This window comes from uncultured Pontibacter sp. (assembly GCF_947495565.1).
In the GTDB taxonomy this organism is placed as follows: domain Bacteria; phylum Bacteroidota; class Bacteroidia; order Cytophagales; family Hymenobacteraceae; genus Pontibacter.
In genome coordinates this window covers 116,515-141,357 of the sequence record NZ_CANLZM010000002.1, presented here as the reverse complement: position 1 = coordinate 141,357, position 24,843 = coordinate 116,515, and the positions used below count along the sequence as shown (strand labels likewise).

Genomic DNA, 24,843 nt, shown 5'->3' with positions numbered 1-24,843 from the left:
AGCAAAAGCCCCGGTGGTGTGCCGGGGCTTTTGCTTTTACTGTTGTAGCTTCAGTGCAGAGAGGTAAAGCTCTGCATCCGTTTTTTCGGCGGCCCGGCGGGCAGCGTCGCTATACTTGTACTTTTGATGTCCGTGATCCTTCAGGAAAGTGGGCTTGTGGCGTGGTTTTCGGTGCCCATCGTAGGCAGGGCAGAAGGTTTGAGAGCAACTGGCCAGTATAGCTCCGATCAGAAGTATAAAGAAGATCCTGGCCAGAGGCGTGTACCTGAGCAAGAGCAGCACTACAACGGCAGTTACCGCAAGCCAGAAGAGCACTTTCGTGAGCAAGCCTTTAAACCAGGAACTGTACGCTTTACCCATGCTCACGCTTTTGTCTATCTTGGCTTTCTTCAGCTGCGAGTTATCCGGCTTATTCTTTACCGTGGTATCACTATTATCTTTGGTTTTAGACTTATCCTTTGTCGTGGTCTCGCTCTTATCCTTCGTCTTGCTGCGGTCGCTGTTATCGGTGTTAAAGCAGTCTTTACACTTGATGGCAGGCTCAGCCTTAGCTTTCCGCTGCGATACAACTGTTTTATCTCCAGCCACGATATCGAGGCGGAGATCTCCAAAGTCCAGGCTGGTACCAGGAGGCAGGTGCTTCAGCGCATCCGGCGTATCAGTCAGCGAGGAGCTGACCGGCCCCCGCTGGCACGATGCCAGCAGCAGGCAGAGAATCAGTATCAGGTATCTCATAGCGCAACGAATTGAGTGGAGGCAATGGCCACAGCCGCCCAAAAGGCAATGAGCATAGCAGCCACTTTTACTTCTTCCGGCTCCATATCCGCCAACCAGGCAATCCGGCGCATGATCACATCTGAATTGGCTGAGGATCCTACAAACAGGATGCTGCCCTTGATCTTATGGGAAATAACCGCTTCAAACACAAGCCAGAAGGAAACCGCAGCAAGGGATATAGTCGCCAAGGCAATGTAGGCAAAGCCGAAGTGCACCAGTGCTGCAGCGCAGATCACAAACGCCCGGCGCGTCCAGCCCAGCAGGTGGAATTTCTTCCGGTCCAGCCTGGCAGAAGCTGTGTCGATGATATTATCATCCGCACAGGCCTCGATAAAGCCGAAGATGGCTGCTAGAACAACTATCAGCAAAATAGCGGTAGCTGCAGGCATCATTGTGCACCTCCCTTCTCACTGGTACCAGACGGATAACTCGGGAACACCTCACTCGGGTCAGTCGGAAAGTTGACAGGTGGCCCAACTGGAGGGAGCGTGCCCAGGGGAGGCGTGTTCTGCACCGGATCCTTCTTCCGCTTTGGCCTTGGGTAGAAGTAGAACAGCACGACCACTACGATCGGAATCCCGATGAAGTAACTAGGCTTCTCATTTGGTACCAGCCCGAAAAAGGCCAGGAGCCCCACAGCCCAGGCACCGTGAATGATATGCACCAGGATCAGCAGCGGGTATGCCAGCGGGTAAAGAAACCGGAACAGGAGCTGTTGCAGTTTTAGTAAGAGGTTTTTCATTTTGGCTAAAAGTTTAGTTGAAGATTAATGATCTGCGCAATCGCCATCCGCACAGCCGGCCTCGGTGTAGGCATAACCAGCCTCGGAGGGTGTGGCCGGCTGTGGAGGCGTGCGCTGCTCTACTCTGCCTGTTTCCTTGTAGTCCATCAGTTTGGTCTTGATCCACTTGGGCAGGTAGCCTTTGCCGATGCGCTGCAGGTTTTCCTCGACAGAGATAGCCTCACAGGCCAGCATGTAGAAGTAGAAAGCACCCTTGCCGAAGGGCACGATCAGCTGCACCAACTGGTTTGGTGATCCGTCCACCAGGTGACTGGCCAGGCCATGGATTATGATCAGGCCGACCACGTACATCTGCAGCTTCTCGAACAGCGAGCGCATCCGGAAGCTGTGGATGCGCCCCAGCTTGGCATTCACGTACACACCGGTCAGGGTATCGATGGTGATGGCCACAGCCAGAAAAGGCACAAAGTCCCAATCCGAAAAGACATACTTGTTGAAGACCTGGCCCACTTCCGAAAGAAAAGGAGTCAGGACCAGGAGCAGGGTGAGCAGGCGCATGGTTTAGTTGATGGTAAGGGTGAAGGACTTCGGCATCAGCTCCAGTAGTTTGTTCAGCGTCGCTTTGCTGCTTGTCACGTCGCGGTAGCCGTCTCTGTTGATGTCGGTGTGGGTGGTGCCGACTAAAATGCAGCCCCGGATCTCAGTGTAGTAGTTGCCCACGTGGATCAGGATATAGCTGCGGCCCGGGACACCCAGCACATGGAAATGGTTGCCGTACTTTTGAGACCAGCGCTTTACAACCTGGTAGGTACCCGTCGGGATGCAGGAGATCTGCGGCTCATTGTTTCGCCAGGCCAGCTCCAGCGTTTTACAGCTGAAGACAGCCTGGTCATTTCTCACCACCTCCATCTGCCCCAGCGTCTGCTTGCTGTCGGAAGGCTGGCGTTTGATTCTTAAATCCATTTGGCTAAAAGTATAAGGGTTAGTAAAATCCGTAGATGCGGCTCTCTGGCTCGTTGCGGCTTACCTCTGAGCCTGGAGCCAGGTAGGTGCTGCTGGCGAAGTAGGTGGCGTACTTTTCAGCTGAGGCGTTTGCGTTCAGGTAGTTTGTTAGCTTGGAAAGGTATGCCTTGCCGTCTTTCTCGGCCTTGGCCCGTTTGCTGTTCAGGATAGCGGCATCCACCGGCTCAGCTGAATCGCTCAGCAGGAAGGCATCTGTTTTGAAGGTATAGCCGCCCTCCTCCAGCGCTGCCGCCACGGTCAGGAGCGCCACGGCCGGGCGTATAAAGCGGTTAAGCAGGTAGAGGTTATCCGGGTGCACGTCGCGGTCTTTCAGCTGCTCCTTCAGCTCATACCAGAAGTCACCGCCCAGCGCAGTCTCCAGGTAGAAGTCCTCCACTTTCCGGACAGTTGGCAGCAGGGCCATGTAGGTGCGCCGGCTGTTTCCGATGCTGTAGCCGTTCTGAAACTCCTCGGCATTGGAGATGGTGTGCTGTCTGAACAGCGTGCAGGCCTCTGAGGTGGCCCAAAGCTCGAAGTCCGGGTGATCGATGTGGCGTTCCAGGAAGCGCAGTGCCCGTTCGATCGCCTGGAAGCCTTTGTGGGCAAAGGAGGCCTGCGCCGCCTTGATCTGGTGCTCGAAAGGCGTCTTCTCGTTGGCGTTGCTGACAATGTGCACGCCCCGGTCCGAGATCTGCAGTGCCTGTAGCGGCAGCAGATTGCCCTGTGCCATGGGTACGATGGCATCCAGCAGGATCGCCACCAACTCCAGCTGTTTCTCAGTGGCCAGCCCCTCGTTATACTTCTGGCTCAGGTCCAGGTAAAAGTCCTCACCGAAGCTTACCCGCAGGATATCGTCCTGCACCTGGAAAAAATCTGCCTGGTAAAGCTCCAGGGCTTTGGCAGTGGCCGTTACGCCAATACGCTTTTTAAGGTCTTCTGTCGTGATGTTCAGCATGGCTATTTTGTTTCCTGTTGGGAAGATTTTCCGGAGTCGAGCGTCATGATCAGCGGCGCGGCAAATCTGAACTGGAGGTTCTCAGGCCATCCGTTGTAGTCTCGGACAAAGTGCAGCGGCTCCAGCACCAGGTCCTGCGGGAATTTGGAAGTAGAAATGAAGTTGTTGAAGGCAACGCGGGCATCGGAGCCGGAGCCGCCACCCATTTCCTTGCCCGGGTGGATGCCGCGCAGGGTAGGGGCCACGCCAATGGCCGTGTACACCCAGCTAGCCGCCTCCTGTGAGTCTTCCACATACAGGCCTGACTTCAGCTTGTCATCGATCGAGGTAATTTTGAAGGCGCTGATGGTTTTGCTCGGGTCCTGTGGGTCCGGAAACGTGATGCTGAAGACAGACTTGCCAGCCCCATCCACGCCTGCCATCGTCTTATCAAAGGCTTTGACCTCTTCGGAAATGATGCTTTGGCGCTCTTTTTTGTCTTTGGTTTCCCAATCGCCATACTTCCACTCCCAATAGCGGTGGTGCACTTCCACCATGTGCCTGGTGGAAAGCTGGTGATCGAACATGTTCAGCTTGAAGTTGGGAATCTTCTTCAGGAGGGCCAGCCACCCGGAGCGGCGTATGGCGTTCCATCGAGCCAGCTGGTAGAGTGTCTTACCTGGTGAAGGAATGGCCACCGGGTACATGTACTTCCAGCTGTCGGTGCGCTCGCGTATAGTATCCGGCGTGTCGAAATAAGGATCAATGGCCGGCACCGGTACAATATCGTCCGGCCTGGAGGTGTTTGCCCAGTTGGCGCTAATGTAGATGTGCGAGATCACACCCTTGGCATCCGGCTTTTTGTAGCGGCAGTACTCGGTATCCTGGTTGCAGATAGACCAGATCTCTTTGCGGTCTTTCGTCAGGATGAACTCTCCGAAGCCGTTGGCAAAGTAGGAGAGGGCCAGCAGCGTTTCGTAGGCATAGCGGCGGCTTCTGGCCAGAAAGGCCTCCACCTCCGGAATCCGGACGCGGGTAAACGTCTCTTCCCCTTGCGCATCGATATCGACCAGGCCATACACAATGCCCCCGCCGTACCAGGCATCGGCTTTCCATCCCAGGTTTTCCTGCAGTATCTCACTTTCCTCTGCCTCACGCCTTACCTGTGTGGGAAACTGGTTGTCATCGCCCCAGTTAGCAATTTCCCCGCTGCTTGTGTCTTTCTCCACCGGGGAGGTCGGAGCAGCCCCCAGTTCGGTTTTGCCGGGACTCCCGGGGGCGGGGCCTGCGGCCGCGTTGGTGGTAAAGATATACTTACCACTAGCGGCCATGGTCAAATCGTCTGAAACGTAAACGCTCATCTATAGAATCACTTTAATGCCGTTGAATTCGATGATGAGCCAGATGTGGAGCTTGCGGATCACAAAGCTTGGCAGCACCTGCAGGTTGCGGGTGGCGTTCACGAAGTGGTTCGGGTTGCGTGCCTGCTTTTTTGCCTCTACCTGAGGCTTTACCAGCGTCTGCCGGCTTTTCTCCTGGCGTGTGCCTTTCGCCCTGGTACCGGTGCAAATGCACCGCTCAAAGCGGGCAATGTCGCCGCCGGTTTTCTGCCGCTTGTTATACTTGACGTAGGCAATGGAGAACTCCTCAGCGCTGGAGTCCATGCGCCGCAGGACTTCCTTTAAACGTATGGTGGCTGGCTGCATCATCACTGCGAAGATGCGGGGCTATGCCAGCGGAAAAAAGGACAGGGTTGGAGGGGGAAAGGGGAATAAAAAAGCCCCAACCAATTTGGCTGGGGCTGCTGCTCTTGGGCTGTTGCCCATCTATTTATGCCGGAAGTGGCCGGCGCCGTTTATGCGTTATCTATAGTTCCGATTAGGCTGAAAAATGATTCGGGTACAGTTTGCAAATGCCATATCAGAAGTGTGAGTGGTTCCATCATTTACAAACATCATACTACCAATATGAATCTCATCAAAAAACACATCTCGCTCCATTGAAGAATCCTTTAGCAATATCTTTACTCTGCGATAATCGGATTCTTCCGGCTCTCTTCTGAGCATGTGAGTTAAAATGTGTTTAACGATAGCTTCCTGCGCTTCTTTAAGCTGCTTGATGAGCTTATCAGAAACATCATTTGATCGCAGTCGGAATGCTTCATCAATAGAAATAAGATCAATTTGAGGTTTAGCGTCGCCTGTGCTTAACAAGTACCAATTCTCGTAAAAGGCATTCAGGGACTCATAAGGGCAAAGCCCTCCACCAGATAATCTTTTTATTATTACCCTTGGAGGGAATGGCATCAAAGCAACAGACAACTGATAAGACTTTCCGTGTTGGTACCCCAGGCTATCAACACCTTTGAACTTGGCCGTTAGCTGCATAAACTTAGAGCCTTTGCCCGGTGCCCGGTTCCATAAATTTAAGAAGAAGTGCCCTTCAGTAGTGTTCTCCATGTCCGAAAATACGCTTAAAATACTAGTCTCAAAATTATTTTGCCAACTAATTGATCTATACGGCTTAGGCCCTCTCATCTACAAAAATCTGTCTCAAAGCCGGACGATTAACCCCGACGTGCCCTAACGATTTTTCGCAATTGCACCCCCTGTTTTCGGGATATATGACTGAGGCGCTCCGGAGAAAAGAAAAGCCGCAACTTGGTTGGCTGCGGCTTTGGAGAGGTGCAATGTGCTTCGGCTCTAGGCACCGGTAACGATTAGCTCCGACAGATCAGGCAGCGGCATCATCTCATGGCGCCCTATCGAGAGCATGTGCAGGTCGAAGTTATCGGCAAAGTGAGTGGCCTCCTGGGCCGGTGTGGACTTACGGCGTTCACTGGTTTTGTCTTTCTCCAGCTGCCCTTTGCGCCCATACTTAATAGGGGTAAGCGACATAGCTGTGAGCACATCCTTGCAGTTGTGCCGGTTGAATTGCATCAGTGGCAGCTGCTGGAAGTGATCCTTCACCTTCAGGAAGTCCTGGGCAATCAGGTAGCGCACATCATAGTCTGGTATACGCCCCAGGTCTACCACACTGACACGCCACCCTGCCTTCCGCAGCTCCGACACATACTCCTGGTTATAGGTGAGCTTGGAGTTAGCATTGCGCTTATCACCATACTCATTGTCCTTGATGAAGTAGATGTGCTTATTGGTGTGGTGCTTATAGTAGGTGGTGATGTTATTCACGATATCCTTAATGAGCAAAGGGTGCTTTACATAGAAGCCTTTCAGGAAACGGTACTCCTTGGGCAGGCTCTGGGCTACGACGCTGGTGGTGATGCGGGCACCAAAGTCAGCGGTGATCCGGAGCGGGAGCAGGTCGTTTACATCACCATCCATGCGGCTATCCACCACACCCAGCTTCTTCAGGTCATAGTGGAAGCTATCCAGATAACTGCTGCTATGGCCATCATAGGCGTGCGTCTTCAGATCCAGGTAAGGGTAAAAGCCATGCTCTACATTGGCAGGCCGCTTGTTCAGTACCTCTGCCAGGAAAGCAAACTTAGCCAGCACAGTGTACTGCTCCTGCAGGTAAGCCAGCGGGATGTTCTCCAGGTTGTCAAATACGTTCGCCTCAGTATAGAGGCGCCCATTCTTATCTGGATAGAATTTAAGCTGCTTTTTAAGCTTCTTGATCTCCTGCCATAGATTTAGCCGGTGCTGCCTGTCGCGGCTCTCTATAAACTTGAGCTGCAGATCGAGCATCTCATTGGTGATGCCCAAAAAGTCGTAATTATCTTCCAGGTACTTGCTTTGGTCTAGGAGCCAGCGCCCCTGGTCACCGTAAGGCATGGAGGTGTGGTGAAAATGACCCCTGTGCATGCGAAGGTGCCCAAATACATCCTTATTGGCCCGGAGGGTAGGCACAACCTCTTCATCATAGGCCTCTTTGTCTAATAACAGGCTTTCGTCTGTAATAGAGCCATCTGTGTTGAGACCACGGGCGGAACCGCCACCTCCGACCTGACTGACCATCACAAACCCGGTACCGTTGAAGAAATGGATGAAATGGTCGTACTTGAGCGGTGTTTGCAGAGGCAGGTCCCAGCGCCAGTTATCCGGTGCCTTGCGCCCGACGAAATAGTGAATGTTACGGTAATAGCCCAGGCGCTCCAGAGAGGCAATCGTGGAAGGCAGCGTGCGGGTAAGCATCTGCATGTAAGAGCGCCCAGTGATCAGCCACAGGCTGCGCGGCATTGTGGTGACAATGGTATGCATCAAATTGGCGATATCGGAGGATTTTCCGGTACCACGACCCCAAACAGACGTGCCTGAGCTGCGAGGGGTGAGCAGGGTGCGCAACTGGGCCGGGTTGGGCTTATAGGCCTTGTATTCGGTTTCTTCCATTACTCGCGCTCGCTCTCCAGTTCATCCAGGTACTTCTCCATCTGCCGGTCACTGCGCTGGCCCTCTTCATAGCCCTCCAGCACATCCTCATAGGAGATGTCTTTGATATCCTTCAGCTTATTCACATCGAAAGTGGCAGCCTTTCCCTCCGGAAGCGAAACCTGAAGCACCAGCGTAGGCGGCTGGATGCGGGTTGGATCGACAGCGTTGGAATCGTCCTGATCCAGGCGGTTAATCATGATCATGTTGCGCACCTGCTGGGCCATGGCGCGGGCATCCTCCATTATTTCGGCCTGTTCATAGCCCCGCCTGGCCAGCTGCTCTACGGCATAGCGTTTGGCCTGCTTGCTTACCTGGGAGGCATTGCCAAAAAGCTCCTGCGAGTTCGTCAGGTCTCGGAAGGCGGTGGAGCGGTGCAGGTTATACTTCTTGCAGTGCTTCCGGATCATCTTTTCAGTCGGCATGCCCCTGTCGGAAAGTGCTGATATGGAGAAGTACCGGGCCAGCACCTTCTCTTCATGCTCTGTCAGGTAATGCTCTGCCTCCTCCTCGTTATCCAAGGCCAGGTAGGTGTGGAGCCGGTCGATGGTGGATTCCTTCTCCACCGGCGTGCGTTTGGCGGGTCTATACTTCTGGATTGACATTTTTCAGTGCCTCTTCTAATAGTTTGATTTCTGGCTCTATCTCGGCAAGCTTGTCCGGGCGGTCCCGGTACCTGGAGCGGTAAGTGCGCAGGTTGTTCAGGCGGCGCAGCTGGTCTGCCTCTTTTTTCGGTACCGGGTGCTGCACCTCGACTTCCGGAAGCCGGCCATGCTCCTTGGCGTAGTGGTAGGTGTCCCAGAGCGGGGCCAGCCGGTCGGCCAGTTCCATGATCCGGACGGCGTGCTTCAACCTAGCGGCGTTGGTCGGGAGCAGGCTCAGCGCCGTGTGCAGCGCCCGTTGTTCATCAAGCAATGGCACGAGCTGCTCCCACACCTGCAGGCTCACATCGCGGTGCTCTGGCTTAGCTGGGGCGGCACCTGGTGCAACTGCTTTCGGAGGCTCCGGCTCCTGGAGCTTCTCCAGCTCCTCCTCCAGCTTCCTGGAGTTATAGACGCCCGGGCCCAGGGCAAAGAGGTTCTTGAGCGCCTGGTTTAGGCTGTGTTTTTCAAACAGCAGCCGGCCCTGTTCATAGTCTCTGTCACTGTCAAGCCATTTCCGGATTTCCATGCAGCGAAAATGGAGGTATAGCAGGCCTGATAAAAGGACAAAAAGAGAGGGCCGCACCAGGTGGCGCGGCCCTCAGCTTTGGCTAAAGTTGCATGCTTTGTTACTTCGCTTTGGCAGTGGCTTTCTCCTTTGCCTTCAGGTAAGGGAAATTGCCGGCCCCTACCAGCTTGTCTGCCTCTGCCACCGTAAGGGCTGTCAGGTCAATTACCTTGGAGCCTCTCCTGATCACGGTGTGATGGGTGCCGAGTTCATATTTCTCGGCCACCTCTGGCTTTAATTGCGGTGCTTTTTCCATGACTCTGAATTAGGGTGTTAAACAGCGTTTCGTTTCAGGGCGATATCACCAGTGTAATGCTGCATGCCGTTTTGGTATCCGCTTACAGTGAAGGTCCAGCCGCGGCGGGTGCCGGACTGCTTTCCGGAAGTATAAGCGCCGGAGATCTCAATCGGCAGGCCAGCTGCACCGTACTGCACAATGGTACCGTCCATTTCCTCCACTAGCAGGATGCCGGGGCGGTTTTTAGAGACGATGTCGAACTGCGCGGCGGCCACGGTGTTGCCTGGGTGAAAGAACTCACCGGCAGGGGCCTTACCACGGCCGTCACGCTCGCCAACGCTGTCAAGCTTCAGCTCCGCGCCATCCAGTGTGGCGTAGATCTCAGAGAAACCTTCTCCGGGCTTAAAAGCGTGAGGGGTGGAGATGGTCACGCCGTCAGCATCTACCTCCTGAATGCCGCCCTCAGCGAAGGCAGATTCAGGGGCGAAGTAAAAGCGCGTCTTCACGCCGCCGTTATTGTTTTTGCCCTCCAGGTCTTTCAGATCTTGCAAATCGTATGTCATTGTCTTTGCTTTAGAGGTTACTCAATTTCTTTCAGTACTCCGGAGCTGATCTTCACCAGCTCCTTCTGCAGGTTTTTGTCCTCCGACAGCGACTTTACAGTATGCTTCACGCCCTTGTATTCGAAAGCGCGGATCACTACCTGGTATTTCTTCTTATCGATGGTTAGAACAGGCACTGCAGGTGCGTCACTGGAGGCAATCTCGTTCAGCTGGTTGTGCTGCTCCTCGATTACTTTCCCTTGTTCAGCGTTAAGCTGCTTCTGCTCGGCTAGTTGAGCCTTCAGGGCAGCAATCTGCTGCTCTGAAGTAAGTTCTTTGTTATCTGCCATTTTAGATTACCTCCTTATGCTTGGTCGTTTACAAACAGGGCATCAAGCTGCGCGATCTGCAGGCCATAGGCGAAGGCTGCGTAGAACTTAACCACCCAAACATCTGCGTTATTAATACCGATCTTCTCCTGGTCAGAAGCCAGGTCCACACCGATACACATATTCTCCAACGGAGTCATGATAATTCTGCGCGAATCACCGAAGCCGGCTTTTGGTACCAGCTTAGCTCTTCGGTTAGAGCCCTCCAGGTACACGTGCTCGTACTGCGTGTTGTAAGGCAGGGCTCCGTTTTTGGTTTGGTAGTTCTCGCAGTAAGCATCATAATCCTCGTAAGAGCAGTAGATGTTCATCATCACTTCGCGGTACTGCTTCGGAAGGCCTTTGTACATGCCTTTCAGCTTGGCCACGGCATTGCTGTTATCAATAACACCTGTCACGATAGGTGTTACTTTCAAGGCTGTGATCTCATCCTCGATGATTTTCAGAAAGCCGTTGGCGAGGTCTTTAGCTGAGTTGCCGGCAGCGTTGCGAACACCGTTGAAGGTTGTCTCCAGGTTGATTTCGCTCTTCATCTTGCGCATTACCTCCTCTGTGAAGAACTTCTCGAACGGATGATCCTTTTCGTTTACACCGGCCTTCATCAGGAAGCCCAGGTAAGTAGTTCTATACTTCAGCGGCTCCTCTTCCAGCTCCACCTTGCCCAGGTGCACCTTCAGGGTGCGCGGCTCCAGCTCTCCGCCGGTGCTAGGGTTCCAGTTTTTGGTGTAAGGCTTCACCACGTTGCCCATTCTCAGGGTCGTGAGCACAAATTCGTCCTTAATGCCCGGCAACACATTAAAGTCTGCGAAAACATTTTGATCGAGCAGTGCCAGTGCCAGTAGCTGCGATTTATACTTTTTAGCGTACTGGTCTACTTTTGAGATGTTAATAGCGTCAGCCATTGTTATGATTTAGAAGGTTTGAACATGTTGCCGATAGAAGCGAAGTGAGCCGCCTCAGCGTCAACCTCCTCCTCTTCATTTTCGTCCTCCAGCTCTTGGCCTTTTGGCGCTGGCGTGGTAGGTGTGGCACCTGGCTGTTTGCCGTAAGAAGCGGCTAGGTCCTGAGCCGTTTTCAGCTCACCCGTAAGCTTCGTCACGTTGGTCTCAGCAGCCTCTTTGCCCTGCTTCAGGGTCGTGTTTTCGGCTGAAAGAGTATCAGCCTGATCTGCCTTTGCCTTCAGGGCACTGTAATCCTCGGCAGAGATGAGGGCGGCGGCTGTGATGCCCTTCTCCTCCAGTTCGTCGTTAGCAGCTGTAATCTGCTCCCCGGTTACTGCAGTAAGGCCAGCAAGCGCACCGATAGCGGTAAACTTGTTTTTCCCAAACATGTGGTTTTGATTAAGATTAGAAGATGATTTGCTAGTTGAAGTGGCACCGGCTAACTCCAGCGCAAGATTGATGGCATCATCCAAAGTGCCGAAAGAGTCAGCAAGGCCACGGTCGATGATCTCCTGGCCCACATAAACCTCACCTGTCAGTGGGTTTTTCTCCATGTTGAGTTTCTCACCGCGGACCTCTTTCACCTGCTGCAGGAAAACGCTGTTGAGCGGGTCCAGGAGTTTGGTGATGATCGGCTCATAGTTGCCTTTCAGGGCCTGCTGGTACACCTCATTTTTATCTTTCGACTCGGTGGCCCGGATCAAATGAGATTCCATCTGATCGTTTTTATACTTGCGCAGCTCTATCTGCGTGCCTATCGAGCCTACCATAGTGGTGCGGCCCTCCAGCATCACATGCTTGCCTTTCAAACCTACCCAAGCACCGGCGCTGCACATCATGCCTTTCACGTAGGTGACGGTAGGCTTAGGTGAGCTTCCATAAACTTGGGCATATGCCTCCGTGCCATCTACAGTGCCACCGCCAGTGTTAACCACCTTTACAAGGGCAACTATGTTGGGGTGCTCGAAGGCTGCTTTTGTAGCTGCAGCAAGCGTTTCGGTACCGTAATAGAAGCATGAATCTTCCCGCATCATCACGCCATCCAGGTTGATCACAGCTACAGAGCCGGCAGGGGCATCATCGAAACTGGAAAACTGAGAGGGTTTGCCGCCTTGCATGGAGATGGCAGAGACGAAACTTGTAACTTTCTCTTGGGAGTGGGCCAACTCGCGGCCCTGCATTAACGTGTCCAAAACAGGCAACAAGGCGTTGGCTGTGCCAGACTCTATTAACCAGGGGCCGCGAAGGATGGCTGATAAGATAGGATTTACGTGCATTGCTTCAGGTAACTTGCAATGCAAAGGTGAGCCTGAAGGCTAGCGTAAAAAAGGACAGGGTTGGATACTGGATTATACTGCCTGCAGTAAGAATTCTGGCATTGCCGCCTGCTGCCCCTTGTAAGTCCTAAACTCCTCGCCGTTGATGACACCCACAATACCCAGCGGCGAGTACAGATCGTTTGGCCTGATGCGGTGAGAATCTGCCCTGCCCATGCCTGTGGCCGCCAACTCAGTGCAGAAGGTTCCTCCCCTGCCGATGCCGCTAAAGCCGTTCCACCTGTGGCCAATGGCAAACCAGCAGGTGCGTGCTATGTCCAGCGGCTGCTCCACGATGTCGCGCACCGGGTACTTCTCCCCCTCTTTCGCCAGCACCGCCTCCAGGTCGAAAGGCCAGATGGCTTCATCCAGGAATTGCGGCAGCACCAACCTATCAGAGTGCGCATACCACTCCTGGTAAGTTTTAACCTTCACCTTCGGCCAGGTGCTCTCAATCATGTGGAAGCTGCCATCCAGCTCATCTATCATAAGTATGGAGTAATGGCTGTAGCGGCTGCAGCAAAGCACCCGGATAGAGCAGCTGAACCAGGTGGCAGGGTGCGGCCTGAGCAGCGTGTGCTCAGCCAAAAGGGAGACGAACTTAAACTGTCGCTTCTGCATCTTTCTCAGGGGTTATAGGTGTGCCGTCCACGCGGTGTGTGTCGTAGTTGTGAGTTGGCGCTGAGGCGGTGGTATAGGCCACGCCATCCACCACTCTGTTGCCAGCCTCGTACCACTCGTCCGGAATATCTACAGGCTTGCCTGCTTCGTCCAGTGTCGCAACAGGCATGTAGTTATGACCCTCATACTTTCTAACTCGAAAATTTCTAAGGCTGGCTATAATGGCTTGGAACATATCAATAAAATCCTGCTCATCCTGCTCGTTGGCATCACCCTCCCTTGGATAGGCTGTGTCTGCCCACCAGGTGCCGTCATTGGCCAGCAGGGCCAATTTGCCTGTTGTCTTGATGCTTGCCAGCACCCCTCTGCCGAACTCGTCACGCTCGAACCTTATATGGACATCTTCGAAGCGCTCCCTTACTTTTTGCCCCTTGCTGGGAATACCCGGGTTGTGGTGATCGGTCCACAGGATCACCTTGTTACCTGCTGTTCTGCCTGAAAAGTCAGAGAGAGCCCTGCCGCCTCTGATGTAGTCGTGTTGGTTGATCTGTTCTGTCATGGCCTGTTGCTTTTGTAAGGGTGATTATTTGCTAGTTCGGAGGGGGTTCCCGCATCATGCGCGTAAACCCCCTCCAGTTTCTGTATGTCGGTTTGCGTCCAAAGTGTGCTCGACAGCGTGAAGCGCTCAATGTCTGCCCAGGGCGAGAAGCCAGAGTTCCACCTGCGGAACAGGTACTCCAGTTGGGAGGCCACCTCCATGGTGTAGTTGAACTGCAGGATCATAGGGCCAGCGAAGGAGCCGAGGTAGTTGCCGTTCGAGCCGGGAGTGACAGCTAGAGGCGCGCCATTTAAGCGAAGGTCGTATGCCGCCCCTCCGCCCGCGTTGCCATCGAGTGAAATTTCGGGTTCTCTTATGAAGGAGTCTACCTGAGCGCCTGCGGCGATGCCACTCGTCAGCCTGCCGCCCGTGAGCATGTTTACCGCATCCGGCTTGAAGCTCCTGATCAGGAAGATGGCCGAGCGGAAGTTTGCCTGCTGCAGGGTAAACGAGGTACTGGTGTCACTACTGCCACCCCCGCCCCGGAGCTGCAGTATGCCACCAGCCTCAGTCACCTTATTGGTAGCAGACCCGTTATAAGTGGCGGTTCGCCTGCCTTGGGTGTCGAGCAGTGCCGTCACTTTTCCCGAAACATCTTTCTCCACACCGCCCTTCCAGTCGAAGAAGCTGGGGATGGCGGAGGTGCTGAAGCCTAACAGGTGCGCGTAATACTGAGCGGTCAGATCCATTGGTAGTAGTATTTAAGCGTTCCGGCCGCATCCGGCTTGCAGAGCACCCACAGTTCGTTCTCCGCGCCCAGGGTGTTGTTGAAGGAGGTTTTACTTCCCTGCTTTATCGCGCCTGCTGGGAGCGTTATAGTGTAGGCCGGGTCTGCTTTAAAAGGAAGTATCTGCACCACGCCTGCCTCCCCGCCTGTGAGCTGGATTGCAAGGTTGCCTGTGACCTGCCCTGGAGTGGTGGCGTTGTTGACCTTCAGCACCGCATTGCGGTTCATGATCAGTTGAATTGTGCCTGTGGAGGCTACGGTGCGCGTGGTGTCAGTCCTTAGCACGTAGTTAACCAGGCTGTTGGTCAGGCTGGTGATAGAGGTGGCAAGCGAATTGAGACGGTTCTCAAAGATACCCAGAATCATGCCCAACGTGTCATTCTGCGTAATGGCGCGGGTGGTGCCCTGAATCACATAACTAGATGCCTTTGCCAGGTACACGCGCGCATCGGTGAACCACTTGTTGGTGGCTCCCTCCGTAGCAATATCATCGGTACTGTTGACCGTGGTGCCTCCCTCAAAGGCCGGAAGCTGCTCTACTGGCACTTTGCCGTTCACCAGGTCGGCTTTGCCCGATAATGCTGTACTAACCTTCCCCCACAGCCAGCTCCAGCTCATCTTGCGTTTACTTCCATTGCTCTGCTGCAACACCAGATCATCGGCATCCTGCACGTCATCTTCAGCGGTATATGCGGTAAATGCGCTGATATCAAGATCCGTGGCAGACTCCAGCACCAGCTTCCAATAGGTATTCTCAGCTGTTGGCGCTGTTTGGCTGTTGGCAATGTCAGCCTTCGGGGTGAAGATTTTCCTTTTATCTGCTGACACAGCAAACTCTCCCAATTTCCAGGAGCCGGCAATCCACTGCTCCAGCCTGAACCTTTTGTTGTCGATGGCAGCCTGGAGTGTATCGGCATCCAAGTCAAAGTCATCCACAATTTGGTACAGGGCGTTGCGGATGGCAAGGCCGTTTATGGCGCCTTTGCCGGAGGGCAGGTATTCGCCGATCTTAAGCTTAAGGGCGGTTTTCTGTGCGTCGGTCATATAAATTTCACTTCAAAGTCCAGGGTAAAGTCAGAGGTGATCAGCAGCTCCTCGCCTGGCTGCACCAGTTTCACGATGCTGCCGTTGTAGCGGATAGTGACCGGGGCCTGGGCGCCACCGTTTCCGATAGGAGGGGCCACCATGCCGAGCTCGCTCACCTGCATCCCTCCGCTATAGTATAAGGCTGGCAGAGGGGCAGCCCCCTCGAAAGTGATGTCATAGCCCTTCAGACCTGAAGGGCTATCCTGTGAGTCGAATTTTTCGGAGAAGGTAAGCGAGTGTCCGGGCGGCGTTACGCGCAGGTAGCCATTGTAATCCTTAAAGGCCAGTACAAAGCGCCGGCCCTTCATGCGGAGCAGCTGGCTGCCCAGGGCAGGGGAGTCGGTTGGTAGGAAGCCGCCTTGCTCAAGCGAGTAAAGGCCTCCCCTAAAGTCTGGCTTCAGCTTGTGCTCGTAGCTGGAGGTATGGCGGGTATAACCCAGGAGGTACCAGACTTTGCCTGGCTTCAGCTGGATATCGCCCTGCAGCACCAGGCCATTAGCGGCTGGCCAGCCGGCTACATCATCAGCTGGCACATAGAAGCAGAGTTGGTGTCCTCCCTTGTTTCCGTTAACGTCAGGAAGGATATTGCTGAATTGGCTCATGCCGCAAATTAGCTTGCGGCACGCATCTCATCATAGGACAAAGTAGGCGGGACAATTACGGCACTCTTTTTTTCAACTATTTTAACTTCCATAACACTGACCTCGTTTAAGGCGTCCCGGTAACGGTTGTAGCCGCGCTTGAGCGTCTCGAAAGCAATATCATCCGGTGTTAGGCCGTAGCGCTGGATGAACATGGTGTAGATGTCGTTCACGGTCCAGCGGTAGCCGGTGGAGCGCAGCACATCGGCAAAGGCATTGAAGCTGTCGGAGATCTGCGTCTCCACAAAGTCGCTGAAGTCAAACACGGCCCGGCTGGTGAACTGCCGCCCGCGCATGCGCTTGTGAAGTTTGTTCACGCTGACCTCCATTGTGATCTCGTCCGTGTAGACGTGCATACGGCTGTCAAAGCGGGCATCATGCTGCATGCTCCGGAAAAGGGAAATGAGCATTTTCCCCTCGTTTGTTTTTCTGGTAATTCGCAAAGGTGCCCCGTACTTCGCCTCCAGGTACTTCCGGACCAGCGGCTTGACAGGCAGTTTCACGTAGCGCAGTAGATCTTTACTCATAGGCATAAAATTGCCTGTTTCTATAGAAGAAACAAGGGACAATTACGGCACTCTTTTTTTGATGGAGGGGTATTAATCGCATGTGTATTAGTGCATATAAATTTAGCAATATACTCCATCAGAAGCAATACATCCCAGCATTAGTTTTGATTCAAAAGGTGCAATTTAAATTTTACTCAATTAGCACTTTGGGAGGGAAGTCATAAAAATTTTTGCGCACTGCTTTGGAAATGCCAGAATCCTTCTGCACTTTTGAAGTGCAAACAAATTCAGTGGAGACAGATAGCCACTTTAAAACAGTCTGTGTTTTTGGGTGGCGATTTTTATTTAAGGCTATTTATAGTTTTAAGCTATATATCAATTGCCCGGGTAGTACAGAGTGGGGAAGCCGTGAGGTCCCGAATTAAATCCACTGGATTTGTTTGCAGCTCTGTACTACTGGGGCAATTGTTTTTTACCCCTACGATTATGCAAACAAATCCGACCCTTACCGCCCGCGCTGCAGCAGTGCCGGCGGCGCTTTACACCGTCAACCTTTACAGAGGACATATCTTTGTCTACTCCAATGCCCCCAGCGGCTTTACAAGAGGGGTAACAATAGCCAAAAAGGTTTTGAAATTCCCACAGGACCGCCAGCACCTGGACCTGGTAAAGCTGCTTTATCCTAGTGCAGTAATCCATGGCAGTCTCCAGGCGGTAGCGTAACATAAATGATTAAAAGCCCCATATAAGGGGCTTTTTCTATACATTGCTGTTCCAATACTTTTAACTTATGGAGAACCAGGAGCGACTGGGTGAGGACCAACAGCTGACCACCCACACCAAAACCTATGCTTTATCGGAAAGTGAGAAGACCGGACAGGAGCAGATCATGTGCTTAAACTGCGGGCGAGTGAGCCACAACCCGAATGATGTGGCAAACAAATATTGTGGCCACTGTCACATATTTCATGAGGATACCGCACCCACAACCGCACCCACAAAATAAAAAAAGCCTCTCACATTGCTATAAGAGGCTTTTCGGTGGTCGCGAAGGGAGTCGAACCCCTAACCTTCTGATTCGTAGTCAGATGCTCTATCCAGTTGAGCTACGTGACCGATCCGTTATTATGATGCAAAGTAAAGGCCTTTTTTCGTTATACGCAAGCCCTGTTGTAAAAAATTATTCATTTTTAGCTGCTGCTTTGCGTAGTGCGCGCTTTAAAGCCCTGTCGAACAGGAAGTAAAGACCTCCAATAGAAATAACAATTAATGCTACCATCAGGATTTGGCCTCCGCGTCCGGTGTCAGGATTCTGCAGCGCCTGCACCACATCACGGGCTTGCGTGCCTACCCAGAAGAAGAAAAGCGTACGCGGCAGCATGCCTATTATACTTGCCAGGAAAAATTTACGCTTATCTATCTGCAGCAGCGAGAGCACAAAGTTCATCAGGGCAAAAGGCAGTACTGGCGAAATACGGGTCAGGAAGATAAGGCTCCAACTCTCGCTGCGCAGCTCCTGCATTAAAGCACGAGCTTTATCAAAGCGGTTCAGAAAGCCCATCATCTTACCGTGGTCCACCAGTTGGGCTATGCTGTAGCCAATAAGCGCGGCGATACCATACGATACCACAATGCCAGCAAAGCCACTCCAGCCCAGGTAAAAGCCACTGATCAAAGCTATCAAGGTGGTAGGTGTAAGAGCCAGTGCCATGGTTAAAGAGATTATGGCAAAGTACAGCAGCATTTCCCAAGTAGACAGCCCCTGCAGCAGGTCCTGGTAGTTGTAGAGTACTACGGCCATTGTAGAGCTTACCACCACCGGCACCACCACCAGTAGCAACATAGAAACAAACGTGGAGGCATTTTCGCGTATAAAGGTTCGCAGCAGCGGGAGTGATTTCATGCAGTAAGTATATTTTGTTTGATCTGAATGTAGACGAAAGACAAAGGACAAAAGATTTTAGCGGCTTTGAAAGTATAAACGAGCTGACGAGGAGGTGCCTTTATACTTCGAGGCTATTTTTTAACTTGCAACAATCGCTCATTTCGCTGTTGCGGCTGCTAAAGCCGGAGAGTCGGTAAACAAGTTTTACACAAGTATAAAATCTATAACATGAAGTTCGGAACAAAAGCTATACATGCTGGCGTGGAGCCAGACCCATCCACAGGCGCTATCATGACGCCAATTTACCAAACCTCCACCTACGTGCAACGCTCGCCCGGCGACCATAAGGGTTATGAATACTCGCGCACGCACAACCCAACCCGTACGCAGCTGCAGAATGCACTGGCGGCACTCGAGAACGGCAAGCATGGGCTTTGCTTTTCTTCCGGCATGGCTGCTGTAGATGCCATTATAAAGTTGCTGCAGCCCGGCGACGAGGTGATTTCCACCAACGACCTGTACGGTGGCAGCTACCGTATCTTCACCAAAATCTTTCAAAACTACGGCATCAAGTTCCACTTCACGAACATGCAGGATATAAGCAATGTGGAGAAGCTGTTGAACGAAAACACAAAGATGGTTTGGGTAGAAACGCCTACCAACCCACTGCTCAACATTATCGATATAAAAGCTTATGGTGAACTCTGCAAAAAGCAAAACCTGCTGCTGGTAGCCGATAACACGTTTGCCACGCCATACCTGCAAACACCGCTCGATATGGGTGCTGATGTGGTCATGCACTCGCTTACCAAGTATATGGGCGGCCATTCTGACGTGGTAATGGGCGCTATTGTTGTGAAAGATGATGAGCTGCGCAACCGACTGGCTTTTATTCAAAATTCCTGCGGTGCCACACCAGGGCCTCAGGATTGTTTCCTGGTGCTGCGCGGCCTTAAAACCCTGCACCTGCGCATGGAGCGCCATTGCCAGAACGGCCGAAAAGTAGCAGAGTACCTGAAAGGTAACGCAAAGGTTGGCAAAGTATACTGGCCCGGATTTGAGGAGCACCCGAACCATGAGGTGGCTCAGAGCCAAATGCGCGACTTTGGAGGGATGGTATCCTTCGAGTTAAAGGGCGATAATGTGGACGATGCGATGCGCCTCTTGGAGAACCTGAAGCTGTTTGCTCTGGCAGAGTCATTAGGCGGTGTGGAGTCTCTTTGCGGCCACCCGGCTAGCATGACACATGCAAGCATTCCGCGTGAAGACCGCCTAAAAGCCGGTCTCAGCGATTCGTTAATCCGACTGAGCGTAGGTGTGGAAGACGCAGAAGACCTAATCGCCGACCTGGAGCAGGCGATTGGATAGTTGGCAAAGAACACCAAGTATAAGATCAAGATAAAAGATTTTTTATACTTGAAAGCGCTGTCTCCCTTATGTGTAGGCAGCGCTTTGTGTGGTTGATACTTTACCTGAAAGTAATGTTCAACAGCCAAACCTTAACGTAATCGTATTTAAACTAAAATCGGAACCTCGATATTTATACTTGTATCCAATCTTAAGTTAAACCTGTGTCTGACGATATCATACTATACAGAGAGCGACAGCGGTTCAGGCAATTCTGGCTGTGGGTTGTGGTGCTGGGTGTGGCAGCCATTTTCTGGTTTGGGTTTGTGTACCAGGTATTGTTGGGCGGGGAGTATGGCAACCGGCCTGTGTCGGATGTGCAGCTGGCTATACTTTTTGCCCTGGTGGGGTTGGGGCTACCTTACTTCTTTTACCGCATGTCGCTTACTACAGAGGTGCGACCAGGCTTGGTGAAGGTGCGTTTTTGGCCTTTCCATTTGAAGGCTGTTAAAGTGCCGCTGCACTTGGTAAGAGATTATGAGCGCGTTACCTATAACCCCATCAGCGACTATGGCGGCTGGGGAATAAGGTGGGGTTTTAAAGGGAAAGCTTACAACATGTCTGGCAACGAGGGTGTGAAGCTATACTTTTACAACCGCGACCCGCTGCTCATCGGCTCCCAAAACCCTAAAGACCTGTTCCAGGCCATCAGCGAGGCCAAGCAAATGAAAGTTTAGTTAGGGAGGCGGTTAATTGGCAAAAAGCGCCGGTTTATACTTTGCAGCTATACTTGCTCAGCACAAATAAAAAAAGCGCCGGTAACCTAAGTGGTTGCCGGCGCTTCTTATAAAGAAAGGTTAAAACTAAGCCTGGATGCCTAGGATTTTGTAAACCTCAGTAAAGTCTGGAGTCAGGATGATTTCTGTACGACGGTTTTTAGCTTTGGCAGCTGCAGTACGTCCAGCATCAACCGGCATGTAGAAAGAGCGGCCAGCAGGCGTTACTCTGTCAGGAGACAAGCCTTTTTCAGTCATCAGACGGGTAATCTCAGTGGCGCGCAGCACACTCAGGTCCCAGTTGTCAGTCATGTACTTCATGCCGCTCATTACAGACACGTCATCTGTGTGGCCTTCTACCATCACACCAACTTCCTGGTTTTTCTTCAGTACGCTCACCAACTGGTCGATAGCTTTTTTGCCGCCTGGGTTTACTTTCGTGCTACCAGTAGGGAACAACAGCTTATCAGACATAGAAACGTATACTTTACCATCTTTAACAGCCACGCTCAGGTCGCCTTGGTTAAAGCCTTGCAGCGCAGCGTTCACCTCGTTTTTAAGGTTGTCGAGGATCTTGTTCTGCTCGTTCATGGCGCGCTCCATGTCAGCTAGTTTCTGCTCACGCTCTCTCAGAGAGTTAGAAAGCTCGTCTACTTTAGCTTTAGAGGCAGATAGCTCACGCTCCTGTGCTTCTTTGCTTGCCTGCAGCTCTTCGTATTTTTTAGAAGATACGCAAGATGCCATCATTGTAGAGCACATCACGAGGGCAAGAGATGCTTTGAAGAAATTGGATTTCATGGGTGATAATTATTTGTTTGGATAATGTTTGAGAATATTTGCAAATATGGTAAAAGATCAGCCTGCAAGCTAAGAAAACTCTATAAAAACCAACAATTTAACGTTTGTTCTGCTCCAAAACGTAAGATTCTTTAGAATATTGTATAGTAACTATATTTTTCACAAAAAATAACGTATCTATCTATACTTCTGCAAGATAGATTTTTCGGAGCCTTGGCTGCAGAAACCAGATACCCACCGGCAGCAGCAGAAACAGGAAGAACGCGCCCAAATACTCACGGCCCTGCACCACGCGCTGCTGCTCTACGCTAACAAGCGATCGCGCCAAAAAATAAACCATGTACAGGTAGCAGAAAGTAGCAAATAAGTGCATCGGTACGAGCAGCGCCAGCATGCCAAACGGAAGCGTGCCGGCGGCCATACTGTTTCGCACCACCTCCAGCGTATACACAAACAGCAGCGTGTAAAGTATGTTATACAACGCACCGAGGTGAAAGGACAAAGGTTTGATTTTTATACTTGCCGGCAGCCGCCTGAAAAGCCAAAGGCCAACCAGCCACAGCCACAGTACATACACTGTTGCCGGTAATGCATCCAGCAGCATGGCGGAGGCTGGTTCGAGCCGTATGCCTAGGTTGTCCAGTAGCCGGAGCAGGCCGTATTGCAGCAAAAACGGAAAAACAAGTATAAGCAGAAATGCCTGCCAGTGCCGTAGCCGGAGTAGAAACATAGGTATAAGCCAAATGGTGTAAAGCGCGCAAGATGAGAATTTTGTGCGGGATACTCCAAAATGCATTATATTTAGCAATGCTTTAACATCACCTACACCACTATACTAACCATGAAAAAGAGTTTATACTTTCTGTGCCTGTTTCTGTTAGCCGGCTTTATGAGCCTAGCCCAGGGCAAACCCGATTATAGTAAAATTACTTTGGTGATACATGGCGGCGCCGGTACAATTACCCGCCAAAACATGACACCGGAGAAAGAGAAGGCCTACCGCGAAAAACTGAACGAAGCCCTGCAGGTTGGGTACGATGTGCTGAAAAAAGGCGGAACAAGTATGGATGCCGTGGAAGCGACTATACACGTAATGGAAAACTCCCCGCTGTTTAATGCTGGCAAAGGAGCCGTATTTACGAACGAAGGCAAAAACGAGATGGATGCCGCTGTGATGGATGGCAAGACCCTGATGGCTGGCTCTGTGGCCAGCGTCACTACTATCAAAAACCCGATTACCGCGGCCCGTGCCGTAATGGAAAAATCGGAGCACGTGATGATGATCGGAAACGGGGCAGAGCAATTCGCTAAACTTAACAATGTGGAGCTTGTTGATCCGTCTTACTTTCATACCGAAACCCGCTACAACCAGCTGCAGAAGATAAAAGGCGAGGAAAAAACACAGCTCGACCACGATGGCGGCACTAGCAGCAACGAGAATATCTTTACAGAAGGCAATAAGTTTGGCACAGTAGGCGCTGTGGCGCTCGATGCCTACGGAAACCTGGCTGCCGGTACTTCTACAGGCGGCATGACCAACAAGCGCTATGGCCGCGTTGGCGATGCGCCGATTATTGGTTCCGGAACTTACGCCGATAACAAAACTTGTGCGGTGTCTGCCACTGGCCACGGCGAGTACTTTATCCGTTCTGTAGTAGCCCACGACATTGCTGCCATGATGGAGTACAAAGGTTACTCTGTAAAAAAAGCTGCCGAAGAAGTGGTGATGAAGAAATTGGTGGAGCGTGGCGGTGAAGGCGGAGTGATAGCTTTGGATAGTAAAGGCAACATCTCTATGCCATTCAACTCGGCAGGCATGTACCGCGGGTATATCAAAAACGGCAAAGCAGAAGTCGCGATTTATAAGGATTAAGTAAAGTATAAAGTCCGGTATCGGTCAGAGAGGTAAAATTGCTCGTGCATGATTTCATCCCCCTTCGAAGGAGGACTTTGGAGAAGTTCTATCAGGTGTATTATCCAACCACCCCTAACCCCTCAGAGCTACGCTCGCTACCTTCGAACTAGCGTTCTCGGTAGTCTAAGGCGGGGAATTTTTACCCTGCTCCAGCCCTCCCCTAAAAGCAGGGGAGGTAGTATGGTTCAAGTTCCGCCAGCAGTGGCTATTGAAAACTAATCCCAGTCTTTCCGTGGGGGTAGGGGGCCTCGAAAAAGAGCGCCTTGTGAGATTCCGGTGCCCGTAAGGGCATTGCGACCGAAGGGTAGCAAAGGAAGGGAACACAGCACGATGCGGGAAGACGAGGCCTCCCTTAAAGAGGGCCCCTACCCCCGCCTTGAGGGAGCAAAAGCCAGAAATGAAACAAGCAGGGTCTAGAGCCGTGGATAAGCACCAGTTACAAAGTATAGCTTGGCTCAATTCACTAGAATTAGCAATTATGAAAGTATAAAGTATGGCTGTAGTAAAGAATCAACAGAATTTTTAAACTTCAGTGCGTTACTAACCGGTAATAAAAGCAAACGGCCTGGCAAGTATACTTACCAGGCCGTTTGTCTTCAATAGCTACTTATACGTTTATCCAATCCCAGGCAAGCTGGCGTTGCGAATAGTCAAAGTACTTTACATCGGCACTGGTAAAAGGCTTGGCCATAATCGTTAGCCAGTCAATCCACTTCTTGTCTCCTACCAACGCTACTTTGCTAAAGTCTGCCGCATGTTTCAGGTCAAACTTTATATCCTCCCACAGCGCCCTCAATGAATAATCCTCCACGTCCTGCACCTCTGCATACACACGTATCTTGCCATGCTGGTTAATTCGTTCCTGCAGCAAAGGCAGCATAACGTTATAATCGTTTCGGTCTACGTTACCGGAAATCCGGAAGGCAACCAGATCATCTTTGGATTGTTCGAGCAGCTGTAGCATAAGGATTTATTTATACTTTGCCATACGGTTTTAAGGATGGCTGCGTTTTAAGGCTACTGTTCCAGTTGTTTAAGTTCGGTCAGCAGCACTTCGTTGGTCGTTTTAACAGTGCCGTCTGCAAAACGGATCTGGTAAGGCTTGCCGGAGAGGCCGGAGCGGGAGGCAAGTTCTTCTACAAATCCTTTGGCTGTTTTTATACTATCCCGATGTTTTTCCCACTTCGACTCCAAGTGTTCCGCTGCCTGGCGGCAAGTATGCTCACTGCCATTGCGAATAAATGTAGCGCCATCCATTTTGGCTATAAACTGTATCAGACGCTCTACTTTCTGGTCTTCTGTAAATTTTTCGGCAGAGATGTTGGAGGTGGCCACGTAGCTGCCCTGAGCTGAAATATCCTGCGCAGAGGTTAAGCCGGCGCAAAGCGTAAAACTCAAAAGCACGCATGCTTTCATCTTTGAATTCATATAAATTTTATGATTATAGCGTTATTATTAG

General features: G+C 51.8%; 32 protein-coding genes and 1 tRNA gene. 4 read left to right on the top strand and 29 right to left on the bottom strand.

Going from position 1 to position 24,843, the window contains the following annotated elements:
- Positions 1-36 precede the first annotated feature (36 nt).
- The 23 genes from Q1B04_RS02835 to Q1B04_RS02725 all read right to left on the bottom strand — a co-directional run bounded on the left by Q1B04_RS02835 (position 37) and on the right by Q1B04_RS02725 (position 16,681).
- Positions 37-735 (bottom strand): hypothetical protein, encoded by a 699-nt coding sequence (locus Q1B04_RS02835; protein WP_299755306.1) that lies wholly within the window; start codon positions 733-735, stop codon positions 37-39.
- Complete coding sequence (locus tag Q1B04_RS02830) at positions 732-1,145, bottom strand: hypothetical protein (RefSeq protein ID WP_299755304.1); 414 nt, start codon at positions 1,143-1,145, stop codon at positions 732-734. Before Q1B04_RS02830 ends, Q1B04_RS02835 begins: the two co-directional genes overlap by 4 nt.
- A gap of 20 nt (positions 1,146-1,165) precedes the next feature.
- Positions 1,166-1,519 (bottom strand): hypothetical protein, encoded by a 354-nt coding sequence (locus Q1B04_RS02825; RefSeq protein WP_299755301.1) that lies wholly within the window; start codon positions 1,517-1,519, stop codon positions 1,166-1,168.
- 24 nt (positions 1,520-1,543) lie between these two features.
- Positions 1,544-2,077: a phage holin family protein gene (locus Q1B04_RS02820; RefSeq protein WP_299755298.1), complete on the bottom strand. Its 534-nt coding sequence runs from the start codon at positions 2,075-2,077 to the stop codon at positions 1,544-1,546.
- A gap of 3 nt (positions 2,078-2,080) precedes the next feature.
- Positions 2,081-2,482: a DUF5675 family protein gene (locus Q1B04_RS02815; RefSeq protein ID WP_299755295.1), complete on the bottom strand. Its 402-nt coding sequence runs from the start codon at positions 2,480-2,482 to the stop codon at positions 2,081-2,083.
- Between the two features lie 19 nt (positions 2,483-2,501).
- On the bottom strand, positions 2,502-3,476 hold the full coding sequence (locus Q1B04_RS02810; protein WP_299755292.1) for a DUF6712 family protein: 975 nt from the start codon (positions 3,474-3,476) through the stop codon (positions 2,502-2,504).
- Positions 3,477-3,478: 2 nt separating this feature from the next.
- Entirely contained in the window at positions 3,479-4,816 is a 1,338-nt protein-coding gene (locus Q1B04_RS02805; protein WP_299755290.1) for a hypothetical protein, read from the bottom strand.
- A complete protein-coding gene (locus tag Q1B04_RS02800; protein WP_299755289.1) occupies positions 4,817-5,164 on the bottom strand; it encodes a hypothetical protein in 348 nt (115 codons plus the stop codon).
- A gap of 153 nt (positions 5,165-5,317) precedes the next feature.
- Entirely contained in the window at positions 5,318-5,914 is a 597-nt protein-coding gene (locus tag Q1B04_RS02795) for a hypothetical protein (protein WP_299755286.1), read from the bottom strand.
- Positions 5,915-6,157: 243 nt separating this feature from the next.
- On the bottom strand, positions 6,158-7,807 hold the full coding sequence (locus Q1B04_RS02790) for a hypothetical protein (RefSeq protein ID WP_299755283.1): 1,650 nt from the start codon (positions 7,805-7,807) through the stop codon (positions 6,158-6,160).
- The gene (locus Q1B04_RS02785) at positions 7,807-8,451 is read right to left on the bottom strand and encodes a hypothetical protein (RefSeq protein WP_299755281.1); all 645 of its coding nucleotides are present in this window, start codon (positions 8,449-8,451) and stop codon (positions 7,807-7,809) included. The genes Q1B04_RS02790 and Q1B04_RS02785 overlap by 1 nt, the downstream gene beginning before the upstream one ends.
- Positions 8,432-9,016, bottom strand: coding sequence for a hypothetical protein (locus tag Q1B04_RS02780; RefSeq protein WP_299755279.1), 585 nt, complete (start codon positions 9,014-9,016; stop codon positions 8,432-8,434). The genes Q1B04_RS02785 and Q1B04_RS02780 overlap by 20 nt, the downstream gene beginning before the upstream one ends.
- 100 nt (positions 9,017-9,116) lie before the next feature.
- The gene (locus tag Q1B04_RS02775; RefSeq protein WP_299755276.1) at positions 9,117-9,311 is read right to left on the bottom strand and encodes a hypothetical protein; all 195 of its coding nucleotides are present in this window, start codon (positions 9,309-9,311) and stop codon (positions 9,117-9,119) included.
- Positions 9,312-9,328: 17 nt separating this feature from the next.
- Positions 9,329-9,856 carry a hypothetical protein gene (locus Q1B04_RS02770; RefSeq protein WP_299755274.1) on the bottom strand — a complete coding sequence of 176 codons (528 nt, stop codon included), beginning with the start codon at positions 9,854-9,856 and terminating at the stop codon, positions 9,329-9,331.
- Positions 9,857-9,873: 17 nt separating this feature from the next.
- Positions 9,874-10,185: a hypothetical protein gene (locus tag Q1B04_RS02765; protein WP_299755272.1), complete on the bottom strand. Its 312-nt coding sequence runs from the start codon at positions 10,183-10,185 to the stop codon at positions 9,874-9,876.
- A gap of 14 nt (positions 10,186-10,199) precedes the next feature.
- A complete protein-coding gene (locus Q1B04_RS02760; RefSeq protein ID WP_299755269.1) occupies positions 10,200-11,126 on the bottom strand; it encodes a hypothetical protein in 927 nt (308 codons plus the stop codon).
- A gap of 2 nt (positions 11,127-11,128) precedes the next feature.
- The gene (locus Q1B04_RS02755; RefSeq protein WP_299755267.1) at positions 11,129-12,442 is read right to left on the bottom strand and encodes a S49 family peptidase; all 1,314 of its coding nucleotides are present in this window, start codon (positions 12,440-12,442) and stop codon (positions 11,129-11,131) included.
- A 72-nt stretch (positions 12,443-12,514) separates the two neighbouring features.
- Positions 12,515-13,102: a hypothetical protein gene (locus Q1B04_RS02750; protein WP_299755265.1), complete on the bottom strand. Its 588-nt coding sequence runs from the start codon at positions 13,100-13,102 to the stop codon at positions 12,515-12,517.
- A complete protein-coding gene (locus Q1B04_RS02745; protein ID WP_299755263.1) occupies positions 13,083-13,661 on the bottom strand; it encodes a hypothetical protein in 579 nt (192 codons plus the stop codon). Before Q1B04_RS02745 ends, Q1B04_RS02750 begins: the two co-directional genes overlap by 20 nt.
- Entirely contained in the window at positions 13,658-14,389 is a 732-nt protein-coding gene (locus Q1B04_RS02740) for a hypothetical protein (RefSeq protein WP_299755261.1), read from the bottom strand. Before Q1B04_RS02740 ends, Q1B04_RS02745 begins: the two co-directional genes overlap by 4 nt.
- Positions 14,380-15,471: a hypothetical protein gene (locus tag Q1B04_RS02735; RefSeq protein WP_299755258.1), complete on the bottom strand. Its 1,092-nt coding sequence runs from the start codon at positions 15,469-15,471 to the stop codon at positions 14,380-14,382. The genes Q1B04_RS02740 and Q1B04_RS02735 overlap by 10 nt, the downstream gene beginning before the upstream one ends.
- A complete protein-coding gene (locus Q1B04_RS02730; protein WP_299755255.1) occupies positions 15,468-16,115 on the bottom strand; it encodes a hypothetical protein in 648 nt (215 codons plus the stop codon). Before Q1B04_RS02730 ends, Q1B04_RS02735 begins: the two co-directional genes overlap by 4 nt.
- Before the next feature lie 8 nt (positions 16,116-16,123).
- Positions 16,124-16,681, bottom strand: a complete 558-nt coding sequence (locus Q1B04_RS02725; protein ID WP_299755252.1) for a hypothetical protein — start codon at positions 16,679-16,681, stop codon at positions 16,124-16,126.
- A 468-nt stretch (positions 16,682-17,149) separates the two neighbouring features.
- Here Q1B04_RS02725 and Q1B04_RS02720 point away from each other — a divergent pair, with 468 nt between their 5' ends.
- Positions 17,150-17,386, top strand: a complete 237-nt coding sequence (locus Q1B04_RS02720) for a hypothetical protein (RefSeq protein ID WP_299755250.1) — start codon at positions 17,150-17,152, stop codon at positions 17,384-17,386.
- A 319-nt stretch (positions 17,387-17,705) separates the two neighbouring features.
- On the opposite strand, the gene Q1B04_RS02715 is transcribed toward Q1B04_RS02720, so the two are convergent.
- Both Q1B04_RS02715 and Q1B04_RS02710 read right to left on the bottom strand, forming a co-directional pair.
- Positions 17,706-17,779: transfer RNA gene (locus Q1B04_RS02715), tRNA-Arg, on the bottom strand.
- A gap of 64 nt (positions 17,780-17,843) precedes the next feature.
- Positions 17,844-18,566 carry a VTT domain-containing protein gene (locus tag Q1B04_RS02710; protein ID WP_299755248.1) on the bottom strand — a complete coding sequence of 241 codons (723 nt, stop codon included), beginning with the start codon at positions 18,564-18,566 and terminating at the stop codon, positions 17,844-17,846.
- A 210-nt stretch (positions 18,567-18,776) separates the two neighbouring features.
- Between Q1B04_RS02710 and Q1B04_RS02705 the strand changes: the two genes are divergently transcribed.
- Positions 18,777-19,916 carry a cystathionine gamma-synthase gene (locus Q1B04_RS02705; RefSeq protein ID WP_299755246.1) on the top strand — a complete coding sequence of 380 codons (1,140 nt, stop codon included), beginning with the start codon at positions 18,777-18,779 and terminating at the stop codon, positions 19,914-19,916.
- Between the two features lie 203 nt (positions 19,917-20,119).
- Complete coding sequence (locus tag Q1B04_RS02700; RefSeq protein ID WP_299755243.1) at positions 20,120-20,632, top strand: DUF6141 family protein; 513 nt, start codon at positions 20,120-20,122, stop codon at positions 20,630-20,632.
- Between the two features lie 126 nt (positions 20,633-20,758).
- Here Q1B04_RS02700 and Q1B04_RS02695 read toward each other — a convergent pair whose 3' ends face one another.
- On the bottom strand, positions 20,759-21,469 hold the full coding sequence (locus Q1B04_RS02695) for an OmpA family protein (protein WP_299755240.1): 711 nt from the start codon (positions 21,467-21,469) through the stop codon (positions 20,759-20,761).
- Positions 21,470-21,650: 181 nt separating this feature from the next.
- Entirely contained in the window at positions 21,651-22,199 is a 549-nt protein-coding gene (locus Q1B04_RS02690) for a hypothetical protein (protein ID WP_299755237.1), read from the bottom strand.
- Positions 22,200-22,358: 159 nt separating this feature from the next.
- Here Q1B04_RS02690 and Q1B04_RS02685 point away from each other — a divergent pair, with 159 nt between their 5' ends.
- On the top strand, positions 22,359-23,342 hold the full coding sequence (locus Q1B04_RS02685) for an isoaspartyl peptidase/L-asparaginase family protein (RefSeq protein WP_299756185.1): 984 nt from the start codon (positions 22,359-22,361) through the stop codon (positions 23,340-23,342).
- A gap of 649 nt (positions 23,343-23,991) precedes the next feature.
- On the opposite strand, the gene Q1B04_RS02680 is transcribed toward Q1B04_RS02685, so the two are convergent.
- Both Q1B04_RS02680 and Q1B04_RS02675 read right to left on the bottom strand, forming a co-directional pair.
- Positions 23,992-24,348: an STAS/SEC14 domain-containing protein gene (locus tag Q1B04_RS02680; RefSeq protein WP_299755234.1), complete on the bottom strand. Its 357-nt coding sequence runs from the start codon at positions 24,346-24,348 to the stop codon at positions 23,992-23,994.
- Positions 24,349-24,401: 53 nt separating this feature from the next.
- Positions 24,402-24,812 (bottom strand): DUF5329 family protein, encoded by a 411-nt coding sequence (locus Q1B04_RS02675; protein ID WP_299755232.1) that lies wholly within the window; start codon positions 24,810-24,812, stop codon positions 24,402-24,404.
- Positions 24,813-24,843: the final 31 nt, after the last annotated feature.